Annotated in this window: 13 protein-coding genes; 9 read left to right on the top strand and 4 right to left on the bottom strand. The window is 47.8% G+C overall.

What is annotated here, in order from left to right; all coding sequences use genetic code 11:
• Positions 1-2 precede the first annotated feature (2 nt).
• Positions 3-959 carry an ABC transporter ATP-binding protein gene (locus MKY73_RS24055; protein WP_339303754.1) on the top strand — a complete coding sequence of 319 codons (957 nt, stop codon included), beginning with the start codon at positions 3-5 and terminating at the stop codon, positions 957-959.
• Entirely contained in the window at positions 949-1,560 is a 612-nt protein-coding gene (locus MKY73_RS24050) for an ATP-binding cassette domain-containing protein (protein WP_339259213.1), read from the top strand. The genes MKY73_RS24055 and MKY73_RS24050 overlap by 11 nt, the downstream gene beginning before the upstream one ends.
• Before the next feature lie 198 nt (positions 1,561-1,758).
• Here the strand turns inward: MKY73_RS24050 and MKY73_RS24045 are convergent, their stop codons facing one another.
• On the bottom strand, positions 1,759-2,949 hold the full coding sequence (locus MKY73_RS24045; RefSeq protein WP_339303753.1) for a MalY/PatB family protein: 1,191 nt from the start codon (positions 2,947-2,949) through the stop codon (positions 1,759-1,761).
• Between the two features lie 417 nt (positions 2,950-3,366).
• Here MKY73_RS24045 and MKY73_RS24040 point away from each other — a divergent pair, with 417 nt between their 5' ends.
• Positions 3,367-4,056, top strand: coding sequence for a stalk domain-containing protein (locus tag MKY73_RS24040; protein ID WP_339303752.1), 690 nt, complete (start codon positions 3,367-3,369; stop codon positions 4,054-4,056).
• Positions 4,057-4,244: 188 nt separating this feature from the next.
• Here the strand turns inward: MKY73_RS24040 and MKY73_RS24035 are convergent, their stop codons facing one another.
• A complete protein-coding gene (locus MKY73_RS24035) occupies positions 4,245-6,254 on the bottom strand; it encodes a S9 family peptidase (protein WP_339303751.1) in 2,010 nt (669 codons plus the stop codon).
• A gap of 396 nt (positions 6,255-6,650) precedes the next feature.
• On the opposite strand from MKY73_RS24035, the gene MKY73_RS24030 reads away from it, so the two are divergent.
• From MKY73_RS24030 to MKY73_RS24005, 6 genes are all read left to right on the top strand, one after another.
• On the top strand, positions 6,651-7,208 hold the full coding sequence (locus tag MKY73_RS24030; RefSeq protein ID WP_339303750.1) for an STM3941 family protein: 558 nt from the start codon (positions 6,651-6,653) through the stop codon (positions 7,206-7,208).
• 44 nt (positions 7,209-7,252) lie between these two features.
• Positions 7,253-8,119 carry an aldo/keto reductase gene (locus tag MKY73_RS24025; protein ID WP_339303749.1) on the top strand — a complete coding sequence of 289 codons (867 nt, stop codon included), beginning with the start codon at positions 7,253-7,255 and terminating at the stop codon, positions 8,117-8,119.
• A 221-nt stretch (positions 8,120-8,340) separates the two neighbouring features.
• The gene (locus MKY73_RS24020; protein WP_076331852.1) at positions 8,341-8,727 is read left to right on the top strand and encodes a GntR family transcriptional regulator; all 387 of its coding nucleotides are present in this window, start codon (positions 8,341-8,343) and stop codon (positions 8,725-8,727) included.
• The gene (locus MKY73_RS24015; RefSeq protein WP_339259224.1) at positions 8,720-9,418 is read left to right on the top strand and encodes an ABC transporter ATP-binding protein; all 699 of its coding nucleotides are present in this window, start codon (positions 8,720-8,722) and stop codon (positions 9,416-9,418) included. The genes MKY73_RS24020 and MKY73_RS24015 overlap by 8 nt, the downstream gene beginning before the upstream one ends.
• Entirely contained in the window at positions 9,415-10,155 is a 741-nt protein-coding gene (locus tag MKY73_RS24010) for a hypothetical protein (protein WP_339303748.1), read from the top strand. The genes MKY73_RS24015 and MKY73_RS24010 overlap by 4 nt, the downstream gene beginning before the upstream one ends.
• A gap of 368 nt (positions 10,156-10,523) precedes the next feature.
• Complete coding sequence (locus MKY73_RS24005; protein ID WP_339303747.1) at positions 10,524-11,024, top strand: hypothetical protein; 501 nt, start codon at positions 10,524-10,526, stop codon at positions 11,022-11,024.
• 103 nt (positions 11,025-11,127) lie between these two features.
• Here the strand turns inward: MKY73_RS24005 and MKY73_RS24000 are convergent, their stop codons facing one another.
• Together MKY73_RS24000 and MKY73_RS23995 are read right to left on the bottom strand one after the other, a co-directional pair.
• Positions 11,128-12,012 carry a WYL domain-containing protein gene (locus MKY73_RS24000; protein WP_339303746.1) on the bottom strand — a complete coding sequence of 295 codons (885 nt, stop codon included), beginning with the start codon at positions 12,010-12,012 and terminating at the stop codon, positions 11,128-11,130.
• Positions 11,960-13,315: a WYL domain-containing protein gene (locus tag MKY73_RS23995; protein WP_339303745.1), complete on the bottom strand. Its 1,356-nt coding sequence runs from the start codon at positions 13,313-13,315 to the stop codon at positions 11,960-11,962. Before MKY73_RS23995 ends, MKY73_RS24000 begins: the two co-directional genes overlap by 53 nt.
• Positions 13,316-13,474: the final 159 nt, after the last annotated feature.

Below are 13,474 nucleotides of genomic sequence, written 5' to 3'. Positions count from 1 at the left end.
ACATGGCTCTGCTTGATATTGAGGGAGTGTCAGTGTCATTTCGGCGCGCTCGTGGCTGGTTTGGATACGAACAGACGTATGTCATTCAGAATCTGGATCTTTCCATAAACGAGGGCGAGATTGTGGCGGTTGTAGGCGCAAGTGGATCAGGTAAAAGTGTGCTGGCGCAGGCCATCATGGGTATTCTGCCTGCCAATGCCAAGTTGGAAGGCAGCATTAGTTACAATAGCGAGCCTTTGACCCCGGAGCGGCAGCTTCAACTGCGTGGAGACAAACTGATGTTGATTCCACAATCCGTCAGTTACTTGGACCCGCTGATGAAGGTGGGGAGCCAGGTTCAGCCGGTAAGCCGGGATGCCGGACGGAAGCGCAGATTCATGAATCGATCCCATATGAAAAAGACGGAGCAGGAGCTGATGGAGCGGTATCAACTCCCACGGGGAACAGTTGGGAAATACCCGTTTGAGTTGTCCGGAGGTATGGCGAGGCGGGTGCTGATGGCGACAGCGACCTCAGGCCAGCCCAAGCTGATCATTGCCGATGAGCCGACACCAGGCATTCATCCCGAAGTGCTGGCCGAGACGATGAAGCAATTCCGCGAACTCGCAGATCAAGGCGCAGGCATTTTATGGATTACCCATGATGTCACGACTGCCCTGACGGCAGCCGATCGTATCGCTGTTTTTTATGCGGGTGCCAATGTGGAGACAGCGAAGGTGGATGATTTTGCGGGAATTGGAGAACGCCTGCGTCACCCTTATACGAAAGCCCTCTGGAATGCGTTACCGCAGAATGGTTTTCAGCCACTTCCAGGCTCACAGCCGTTGGCAGGTCAAGAGATCACGACAGGATGTTCTTTTGCTCCCCGATGTAGCGCAGCAACCGCTGCATGTATCTCTGAACGTCCTCCGCTTCGTCAGATACGAGGCGGGGAAGTGAGGTGTCTCCATGTCACTTAAAGCACAGGATGTAAGTTATCGTTACGATCAGAAATCGTGGGTGTTTCAGCAGATGAACATGCAGGTACAACAAGGCGAAGTCGTTGGCTTGTGGGGACCGAGTGGCTGTGGGAAAACAAGTCTTGGGCGCATCCTTGCAGGATATGCCGAACCCGTGGCAGGACAAGTGTTACTGGATGGTGAACCGCTCCCTCGTACAGGCGTATGTCCGGTTCAGCTGGTGTATCAGCACCCGGAGAAAGCTGTGAATCCACGCTGGCGGATGCGTCGTGTCCTTCAGGAGGCGGCTGTACAGGATGAGCAGTTGCTCGAAGCTTTGGGGATTCAGCAAGCTTGGCTGGACCGCAGACCGGGTGAATTATCCGGTGGGGAACTGCAACGATTCTGTGTGGCGCGAGCACTCGGTACATCGACACGTTATGTGATTGCAGATGAAATGACCACAATGCTGGATGCGATCACGCAGGCACAGATCTGGCATACCGTGATGGACGTGGCTCGCCAGCGTGATCTGGGATTACTGATCATAAGCCATGATCGGGATCTGCTGAACAGGCTGTGCGATAAAATTATTCCGATGCCGATTGCGATGTCACTGTAAGGTTAATTATGTTTCAATAAATATATGGATTGAGTAGAAAAAAAGAGAAAAGAAAACGAAAAGGGGTGCCCCTAGTACTTTCATTGACCATGAATGTGTATCATGGACTTGACTACGGGGCACCCCTTGTTCCATTTACAGATATTCGTCTTATCGATCTACGTTCTGTTTGCCACGTGCATAGAGTTAACTGTCAGCTTATTTGTCCGACAAGTTGTTGAGCAACACAGATAATCTGCGCATCGCCTCTTCCACCGTGGAACGCGGACAGGCTACATTAATACGCATGAATCCTGTACCTTCCGTTCCAAAGGAACTCCCATCATTAAAAGCAAGCCCTGCATCATGAAGCAGCATATTGCATAGTTGCGCATGTGGGATATTCAACTCCCGGAAATCCATCCATAACAGATAGGTTGCTTCGGGCAGAAGCATTTTGACCTTTGGCAGATGTTGCGCAACATATTGCTGTACATACTCCATATTTCCGCGGATATATACCAGGCACTCCTCCAGCCATTCCTCTGCATCATTGTAAGCAGCTTCGGTTGCAACAGCCCCCAGTGTGCTGATACCGGCAAGTCCCATCATTCTTACACCCTGCGCGAAAGATTCCCGTAACTTGGCATTTGGGATGATGATGTTGGACGTGCAGAGGCCGGGAATGTTGAACGTTTTACTTGGAGCTGTACAGATGATACTTAGATCAGAGACGGCGTCCGAGATCAGGGTCAGCGGTGTATGAGCTCCACGTTGGTGAACAAGATCGGCGTGAATTTCATCGGATACCATCAGTACGTTATATTGAACGCACAGCGACGTAAGCTTCTCGAGTTCCTCGCGAGTCCATACACGTCCAACCGGATTATGTGGACTGCACAGAATCAGCATTTTGACCCGACCGGTCTGCAAGCTGGATTCCAGTTGTTCCAGATCCATCGTGTAATGACCTTTATTCTCTACCAAAGGATTGGTAATCAGTTCACGGCCTTGACCACGTACGACCTCGTAGAAGGGAGCATACACCGGAGTCTGGATGACCACTGCATCTCCAGGATCAGTGAACCGTTGTACAGCAATGCTGAGTGCAGGCACAATACCTGGCGTGAATACGATCCAGTCATCGTTAATTTTCCAGTTGTGGCGCCGCTGCATCCAACCTGCAACGGCTGTATGATACGCCTCGGTCCGCACTGTATAACCGAAAATTCCGTGCTCCATCCGTGTTTGCAGGGCCTGGATTACGGACGGTGGAGCAGCGAAATCCATATCAGCCACCCACATCGGAAGCGCATCAGCGACGCCGAAGATATCCTCAAGTGCATCCCACTTCTCCGATCCGGTAGAGACCCGGTTAATAGACTGATCAAATGTACTTTTATTGTTCATCGTATAAATCCCCCTTGAGTTCCGTTCCTTCGACCACAATTCGACATATCATTATCTAATACATTGGTTCATTTCGCAACTGTTGTGCGTGTATGATTAGCTTCATAGGTATGGTCCGGAATTCAGGACTTTATTCATATAAGACCAACTTATCGAGTCAGTGAACAGATGCGTACGACAAAGACTATTTTTATACGTCCTTGGTCCTGTTTTGTTCATATACCGTTTACAACCTCTTGTTAGATGCTATTATATTGCTAACATTTGATGGGACAAATGGCTGTTATCCGAATAAGCTTGTACCCATACATGATGAGCATAACGATAGGAGTCTTTTGCGTAAATCATGCGGTTGATATGAATTGTATAATGCATAAGGCATAAGGCTAACATTTGAACTCAGGAGGCGTTTTAGAGATGAAAAGCAAAAAGTGGTTGATTACTGCAAGTGTATTCGGCATGGTGTTAACCGGTTCGGCAGGCGTATATGCAGGTACACAACTGGAGACGATCAAAGCTTATCTGAATCATGGGCTCGCCATCGAAGTGAACGGACAGAAATTTACACCGACAGGTGACCAGGGCAAAAAGCTTGCGCCAATTACATATCAGGGCAGTACCTATCTTCCCGTTCGTTCGATTGCGGATGCGCTTAATACCGAAGTGAAGTATGATTCCCAGAATAATAAAGTGAGTATCGGCTCCTCAAGCTCCTCTGGTGGGTCTGCATCCACAGGCAACAGCGGATCAACATCACCCTCAACAGGTGCTAACACTCAGGCTGCGGGTGTGAAGTCCAAGTATCTGCCAGCAGATTTCCCGTTACCGAAGGATGCGAAGGCGACAAGTATCGTTGAGAACATCATGGATGGCAACAAAAAAGTGGTGCTCACGTACACAACAAAAGAAACGTTGCTGAACGTTGGAACATCCTACAAAGACTACTATCAGACCAAAAACTTGACTCAGAATACTCAGGATATAGAGGCAGACGGATTCAGTATCGTGGGTCGTGAAGATGGTAAATATGCTGTAACCATTACGGGTTCTGTGTCTGCAACCAACAAGGATCTGAATGAAGTTACCGTGGTATGGGGCGAAGAGTAAGCGACGAATATAACCACATGTCCTCATACTACCCTGCTTGAGTCGTTCAAAGTATAGTGATCCGTATTCTTCTATTATTCAAAAGGTAACGCCAAAAGCCGCCCGTTGAAATCGAAACAGATTTCAACGGGCGGCTTTTATGCTTGAATTCATATCTGGTTCTATTTTTCTCGGAAACTTGATGTTATTTACAGGTACTCGTTAAACCAACCGGCAATATGCTCCAGACGGCGTACCCTCAAGTGGGGATGACCCCCGCGAGACAATTCGTGGTTGGCCCCTGGGAAACGAACGAGACGAGTGGTTTGCTTGCGCCGTTTCAACGCAATGTATAATTGCTCCGCCTGTTCAATCGGACACCGCAGATCCTGTTCACCATGCAAAATGAGCAGCGGAGTACTCACGTTGCCGACATAAGCGAGCGGGGAATGTTTCCACAGTTTTTCCGTGTCATCCCACGCGTTACCGCCAATCTGATCTTCCGTGAAGAAATAGCCAATGTCACTGACACCGTAGAAAGATAACCAGTTGGAGATGGAACGTTGAGTAACAGCAGCCTTGAAGCGATCGGTGTGCCCAACAATCCAATTGGTCATGAAGCCGCCATAACTGCCACCGGTTACGCCCAGTCTGGACTCATCGATAAACTCATACTGGGACAGGGCATGATCTACGCTTTCCATAAGATCGCGATAGTCGCCACCGCCGTAATCGCCACGACAGGCATCTACAAACTGCTGCCCGTATCCGAGCCCTCCGCGTGGATTAATGTATATAACAGCGTAGCCTTGTGCGGCGAGAATCTGAAATTCGTGCATAAATGTAAAACCATACATCATGTGCGGGCCGCCATGAATCTCAAGAATGGTGGGGATTTTGACCCCGTCGACCATGCCACGAGGTTTCATGATCCACCCTTGCAGCCGCAGGCCATCCGAGGAATTGAACCAGAAGGTCTCTGGTGCACTAAGATGGATCTCATCCTCAAGCTGTGGATTGCTGCGGGTGAGCTGAATTGGTGCTACACCGGAATCTTCTGGCTGTTCATATATATAGAGGTCACCAGGACTTCGCGTATCGGCAACAGCGGCAACGATCTGTCCGTTTTCCAATTCGGCAAATTGATAAATCTCCCGTTCGTCAGGCAATATATACTCGGCACTGCTGCCGTCTCGTGCGAATTTGGCGATGCGTACACTACCGTGCATGGTTGCCAGACAGAAGATGGATGAACCATCCCGACTGAATACAGGTCCCGTTGTTGTCAGATGTGATCGCATGTCACCAACAATGCTGTGATTCAGCTGTACGTCCCAATCCGTGCTTAGACATACAGGTTCACCACCTGATATAGGAAGGGTGTATAGCTTCGTAAGCGTGGCATTTCCATAAGAACGGTCACTGGCGAGCAGGGCCAGGGATTGTCCATCCGGTGCAAATGTCAGTCGGCTGAATGTATATCCTTCCGGGGTCAACTGCTGCACATCCGAACCGTCTGCCTTGGCAAGGTATACATGATTGGTCAGGGTGTAATCGTTGTGTTCCTCGCCTGTCTCGGGCATCTGTGCAATGCATGCGATGGATTTTCCGTCCGGGGACCAAACGTAGTCTCCAACGTCATAGTGACCCGTAGTTACAGGAATGGCTTCCGCATCAATGGGTGCAAGAGCAAAGAGATGGGATCGTTTTCCGTCCCACAATCCGCCCGCATCCGATTTCATGCGAATTCGGTCCACAACATGTTCTTGCGGCAGTTTATGGTCATCGTCGTTAGAATCGGTACGTTTTGATTCGTCTTCTCCGCTCATATCCACGGATGATTTCACAAGTAGGGTATGGCCATCTGGTGACCAGAGCAAGGAGCTGACACCATGTTTCAGGTGACTGATCTGCTGTGCTTCTCCGCCATCTGTTGCGATAATCCACACCTGGGGTTTCCCATCAACCTCTCGTAAAAAAGCAAGTTGGGACCCATCCGGTGACCAGGCAGGGGAATGATCCTTCTCTCCAGAGGTAAAGGGCCTGTCCTTCTGACTTCCCAGATGCAGCAGTCTCAGGTGAGAACAATAACCGTCACGTGCTTCATTCGTTTTCCGGCTTACATATACCAGTTGTCCGCCTTGAGGAGACGGAGTCGGATCGTTAACCCATGTAATCTGATAAAGATCTTCCGATGTTATGCCGCGCTGACTCATCATTGCTTGTCCTCCCACCATGAATTAGAATTGGTTAATTTCCTAACCTTTCCATTTATATTAACGGAAAGCAAGGGACAGGACAATATGACGAAGGATGGGAGAGGAGGCTTTTTTAACAGCGATCGGAAGGTTGTTCTGTCATCGGAGTGGCCAGTGTAAATATCCTTTATTCAATTCATATAGGTGTGTTAAAAGGAATTGCTCGAAGGATGACGAATCCTAATGTGGAATAAGCGCAGAAATGACGAGAAATAGTCTTCATTTGATGTTTAACAAGGGTGAATTTGGTTTAATGTACAATGCAATTCCTGTTCTACCTTCGGTTATTTGGTTCATAGCCATTCGTATATATAAAGAACTTGTATGATTCAGTCGTAATGAAGGAGGAACGTCACGTTGAATACACCCTATGAACAGCATGTAGAATATCCAAACCGGAAACGAATGGCGTGGCTTACGGCAGGGGCAGCCATTTTTGTGGCAGCCGGATTTTTTCTGATTTTTGATACTTCTTCCGATACGAATGATTCCATCCTTTCAAATGTAATTGGAATACTATCCATTTTGTTTTTTGGGCTATGTTTTTGCTACAGTCTGGTAAAGATGGTTAAGAAGGAACCTTCTTTTGTGATCAATGAGGATGGGTTTGTAGATGCATCTTCTTATACCGCAGGAGGGGCAGTGGCCTGGAAAGACGTTGAGAATATTTTTATGTATGAATTGATGGGACAGAAAATGATCGGGGTTAAATTGCGGGACGAGAAAGCCTTTCTGGATCGTCAGAATGGGATGAAACGCAAATTGATGACGGTCAACAGCAATATGGCCGATGCGACCATCAGCGTTGCTCAGAGTAGCCTTACCATGCCACTGGATCAGTTGTATATCATGATGATGAGGCACTGGAGACATGTAAGTGATGGCATGATTTATGATTCATATAGTCATCGTTAGAGAGGTCACAATGTCCATAAAGTCTTCAGAATGGAGGAATATAGATGATGCATGGTGATCAGACACGCACGATTCTGCTTCCAGATGGAACTGTCCTGCCCGCGATCGGACAAGGCACGTGGTACATGGGAGAGAAGCAATCCAGCCAGGAAGAAGAAGTACGGGCATTGCGTTCCGGTATTGAACTGGGAATGACCGTGATTGATACGGCAGAGATGTATGCGGAAGGCGGGGCAGAAGTTGTTACGGGTAAAGCCATCACAGGTCTTCGTGATGAAGTCTTTCTCGTATCCAAAGTGTATCCCCATCATGCAGATCGCAAGCAGATGATCACGGCCTGTGAGCGCAGTCTCAAGCGATTGGGAACAGATCGTCTGGACCTGTATTTGCTCCACTGGCGTGGAGGCATACCGCTCGAAGAGACGGTTCAGGCTTTGGAACAATTGAAACAGTCCGGTAAAATTCTGCGATGGGGTGTCTCGAATCTGGACACAAGGGATATGCAGGAATTATGGAGTTTGCCAGAGGGTTCTCAGTGCATGGTGAATCAGGTGCTGTACAATGCAACTTCGCGTGGTATTGAATATGATTTGCTCCCCTGGATGCGGGAACGTAGCGTTCCTGTTATGGCATATTGTCCACTGGCTCAGGGGGGCAGACTTCGGAGTGAATTGTTGGAGCATCCGGTCATTCAGGAGATTGCTCAGGATCGAGGAGTTACGACTTCCCAGATCGCATTAGCCTGGGTAATCCGGGACGGAGATGTGCTGGCGATTCCCAAGGCGGTACAGCTGAATCATGTGGCAGACAATGCAGCAGCAGTGAATATCGTTTTGACACAAGAGGAACGGACCCAATTGGATGAGGCTTTCCCTGCACCTAAAGGCAAGGTACCTTTAGACATCGTGTAGATGGTATCTTTGAACGATAAGCATGTGAGTAAGGTGAAAATACGAATATTGAGCGATGCAGGGCAGATCTATACGATCTGCTCTTTTTTTTGTATGTGCACAGAAATCGGAAGCATTCCATCAACGAAGCGAATATATATTTTGACAAATGGGCTTTACAACACTATATTACTAGTGTACTATGTAACTAACACACCAGTACAGAGGGGAGCGAGTGCTTTGTGACTATGGAATTTGATAACAACTTACCAATATATCTGCAGATTATGCAGTACATCAAGAGACAGATTGTAACCGGGACACTTCAGGCAGGTGACAAAATCCCTTCGGTTCGTGAACTGGCGGCTGAATTACAGATCAATCCCAATACAGTACAACGGACATTTCAGGAACTGGAGCGAGAAGAAGTGGTCGAAACCAAACGGGGCTTGGGCAGATACGTGACAAGTGAGGAGCGGAAGATTATGACGATCAAAAAAGAGATGGCCAGTGAGTTGCTGGAACGCTTTCTAACCGGAATGCAGGAACTGGGGATTGAAGAGCAGGATATCTTATCCATCGTAGCCGATGCCGTTGCGGAAGGAAAGGGAGGAACAACGCATGAGTAACATCCTTGAACTGAACCAGATTAACAAGACATATGGCAATAAGAGAGCGCTCAGTAATATTACATTGGATATTGCTCCTGGCCGAATTGTTGGCCTGCTGGGTAGCAACGGCAGTGGCAAAAGCACACTCATGAAACTGGTTGCAGGTTTGCTGCATCCTACCAGCGGAACGATTCAAGTGACAGGTAAGCCTGTTGGGCTGGATACGAAGTCATTGGTTTCATTTATGCCGGATCGCCCATTAACCGAGAAGTGGATGAGAGTGCGGGATGCGATTGCGTACTACCGCGATTTCTATGCTGATTTTGACGAGGAGAAGGCACGGGAGATGCTCGATTTCATGAACCTTGTCGAGAGTGATCGGGTGCGGCATCTATCCAAAGGGATGAATGAACGACTGCAACTAACACTGGCGCTATCCCGCAAGGCTCGTCTATATCTGTTGGATGAACCGATTGGCGGAGTAGATCCGGTTGCGCGTGGTAAGATTCTGGATGCGATCGTCAAATTCTATGATGAAGACAGCAGTCTGATCATCTCCACACATCTGGTGAATGATATCGAACGGATTTTTGATGAAGTGGTCTTTATTCGTGAAGGTCAACTGGTGATGCGGGAAGAAGTGGAAACGCTCCGTCTGAAATATGGGAAAAGTGTGGATGAGATGTTCAAGGAGGTCTATGCGGAATGATGACATTATTGAAGTATGACTTTAGAAGGAACTGGAATACACTGCTGGCGGGGCTGGTTATCCTGATTATTGCGCAAGTGGCGCTATCCCTTTTCATGTCTGAGGTCACAGGGGTTGTGCTTGGCATTATGGGTTATGTTGGAGTAGGTGTGGCTATTTATGTGAAAATGATCAAAACATACACGTCCAATATCCGCTCTTATAATCGCCGTCTTTTACCCGTAACAGGCCTATCGCATGTGTTGTCTCCTTTGATCTTTGGAGCTCTTTGCGGGCTGGGATTAGTCGTTATATTTACGATTCATGCCTACATTTATATTTCAATGAAGCTCAGAATGAACATGGCTACCCATATTGATCTTTCAGGTCTGCATGTATCGGATTATGTTAGTTTGTTACTGTTTATCGCTTGGGTTATCGTATTCATGACCGTGATCATCTTCCTTTCGATCTCGATTGCAGGCAGCTTCCGTTGGAGAACCGGACCATGGATCGGAATCGTTGCATTCTTGATCCTCGTTAATCTGATTGGCTGGTTGGAGAATATGATTATGACAGGACGCTTCAGTCCAAATGAGATGTTCCTTTATACCGAAAATAGTACAGGGATTTCAATCACAGCCAATGGCGTATTATGGTCGGATGGCATGTGGGGAAGCACTATATTCGAAGTGATCGTAGCAGTTGTCTTGGTGTGGGCTACCATTTACCTGAACAACAAAAAAGTTGAAGTCTAAGGACCGCGCTATAAGCAGGTTAGAATAAAACGACACGGGCGACGAGAGTTGCTCGTTTTGTCATACACCGAGATTTCACTTTTTGAATCGCATCCAATGAATACACGTAATTCTATATAACTACACATTTACACAAAACGGAGAGGACAGAAAGGACCTGAAGAAGCGGAGCGTTCGCCTTTATCACCGGATTTCCCCTTATAGAAGGAATCAAAAAAATCTGGGGATAACAGCGATCGGAAGGTTGTTCTGTCATCGGAGTGTACAGTGTAAATATTCTTTAGTTCAATATATATAGCGTATTCATTGGTTGCTAAACCCGGTTAAAGAGAACGAAAGGGGCCATGTAAGGGAAAGGAGAACGTAATATGGAACTATACTTTAGGGACAACTTTTTTAACGCAGGTTATACCGAAATTATGAATTCGAATCAGGAACAGGCCGGACATCTGGATTTGAAAAGTGTTTTTGGCTCTTCGCTCGATGTATTCGATAACTCGGGATTGGTCTGTAGCGGCAAATTCCGCATGTTAACCAATCGTTGGGATATCACTGCAGCCGATGGGAGACATCTGGGCGTATTGCGAGCGAGGTTTAGTTTCTTCAGCAAAAAGTATGAGTATGATGCAGGATCGCGCGGTATATACGATGTGTCTGCTCCCGCATTTTCGCAGGAATATGATATCAGTGGAAGTGGTGGACGCATCGTGGCAAGTTTCCGTCGCACCAGCGGCTGGTTTAGTTCAGGGGCATTTGTATTGGATAACCAGTCTGAACAACTGGACACATATGAATTAATTGCAGTCGTCATGGGCGTGCATGCGATCAACAAGAGACGAAATTCAGCTGCCAGCAGTGGCGGAACTTAGTTTAGGCTCATGAACAGCAAAAAGGTCTGGATGAGATCATCCAGACCTTTTTCATATGGGTTTATTTTTGGGCAAAAATTAGGGTTAATCCACTCTTACGAAATCAATGACCATCGGCTTTTGCAAGCGGTTTTTCCTCGCGTTGGCGGGGCTGAGCTTCATTGGAGTGTTCGGCATGGTTATTAGGCTCTTTTTCCGCATAACGGGCCAATGCCTTCGCAGCAGTCTCGGACATTCGCTCTCGCAACATTGGATGATCAGCGATTCGAACCCGTTTGCCGAGAAAACGCATTTTGGATAAGACGTAATCCATCTCATTTCGCGGGATGGTCAGCTCAATCCGATATGTCTGCTTGGCTTCCGTGTACTCGACCTGTTTCTCGAAGCAGGAGAAAGCATAGAGGATTCGGGACAGCTCCTGATTGAACTCTGGCAACACTTCGATGGTGATCGTCGTTTTGCGCTTCTCCGTAATTGCAGTAATTCGGGCAGTATAGCCAGAAGCGGTATCCGGGTCAACCGGTTGGGCTTCCACGGCAACGATGCTGTGCAGCTTGGTAGACATGAGTTTGTCGAAGCGAGGTGCGTACCAGAGCACGTACCATTCTTTTTTGACCATGGAGTACTCCAGTTTATACGGGAAACCAAATTCATCATGGCTTGTGCGTCCATTGCGGACGCGGCCTGTCATTCGAAATCCCTGATGATGCAGAATGATTAGCCGTAATGGTCTAAGAAGTGGATGAGAGACACTGTTTTCCTCACTTTTGGCTTTTTCGGTCAGATAGTCCTGAAGATTCAGATCCTGCTCCACGTTCAGCATGTTGTGCATTTTATCCAACGTTACAGCGCTCAGGGCTTCTCTTGCGGCAGGGTGATTCAGCATCATGCGAAGCCAGGCCCGTTCCTGTGAGGTCCAGGTGAACAGTCCGGTTTCATTCAGTCGGGTCATCATCTGGTAATTGAACATCTTCTCGAACAGGTTCATAATATTCCGCAATCTCCTTCCATTCCCGGATCATCTCCTGGCGTAGTCTCTGAGGTGCGATGATTTCACAGCTTGAGCCAAAACTCCGTAACCACGGTTTGATCTCGGTGGTACCGTTGACCTGGATTTCGTAGAGAAAGGTATGGTCGGTTTCGGGTGTGATCTTGCCCCATTGACCTTGCAGACGAACCCGATCCAGAATGAAGTTGCGCTGACCACGCTCCGGGTGGAAAAAGCGAGCTTGAACTGTCACGGTATTTCCCGTATCTACCAGCCAACTGTAGCGACTAATGTCAGTCCACTGCTGCTTCAACTCGAGCATGTATTCCTCTTCTACGGAATCCTCTTCCTCCAGTTGGGTTATGCCTTCCATGCGGAATTTCACAAAGCCACGGCGGCCCTGATATCCAATGACATACCAACGACCATACTGATGGTCATAGACCACTTCAAGGGGCACGATCCGGTTGGATCGCCCACCTGCTTCTCGTTCAAAGCGTGGATTCGTATTCTGTGAACTATAGCTGGATGGTTTTTTCGGCGAATAATATAGGAACTGCACACGTCTGCGCTGACGAATTGCACTTAGCAGCGTGTAAAGATGAGCTTCGTCCAGGATACGAGAATAGTAGTGATACTTATAGATATAGGGCTCGGTAGCTTCGTCTTGCGGATAACTTGCTGTAATGGCTTTCTTCAGACTGTCCCGCAATAAGTACCCCTGTACGGAAGGAACCTGGGTATTTGCCATCATATCCACAAAATCATACAACTCCAGCTGTTCCTCCACGGTTAATTCGGTAAGGACATCTTGCTCCAAAGCATAGCGATACGGTCTGCCACCCGGCTCTTTTCGAATAACTCCGACCTCTTCCAGATATTTCAGATCAGAGCGAATGGTTTTCTCGTCAGGTAACGCCAGATCTTCCGGCAGATCAGCACAGCAGGCGTCCAGCAGTTCCATTGCGGTCAGGGCTGTATTCTGTAGGGTATGCAAAAGGACGGAAAGACGCTGAACTTCAGTCTCTTTCATCGACTTGGCGCGGAAGAGGAAGAGCAGCATGGGCTCTGCGGATTCTCCGTACTGGAAGCGCACGAGGTCAGCCATTTCCCGGCTTGCTTCGGCACCTAAACGCTGATCAGCGACGGTCTGCATGATTTCTTTTAACCTGCGATTGGTTTTATCAAAGGTATGTACGGATATGCCAAGCCGCTCGGCGTACTGTTTGCGGGTATATGCACCACTGGTCAGGGATAACATGCGTAAGAACTGAATTTCTTTGTCAAAACTCTCTTTAGCCATGAGTATTCACTCCTTGGTGGCCTGGAGTCAGGCGGATATAATGGACGACGATGTTGGCAGAACAATTCTGCGGTATAGGAACATTCTTGAACTTCCCATTGGCGATATCCCTTTATTGTAGCAGGAAGAGTGTCAGGTTTCATTTTAAACTTATAAAGG

It is taken from the genome of Paenibacillus sp. FSL R5-0519 (assembly GCF_037974275.1).
GTDB lineage: Bacteria > Bacillota > Bacilli > Paenibacillales > Paenibacillaceae > Paenibacillus.
This window is presented reverse-complemented; position numbering and strand designations above follow the sequence as displayed.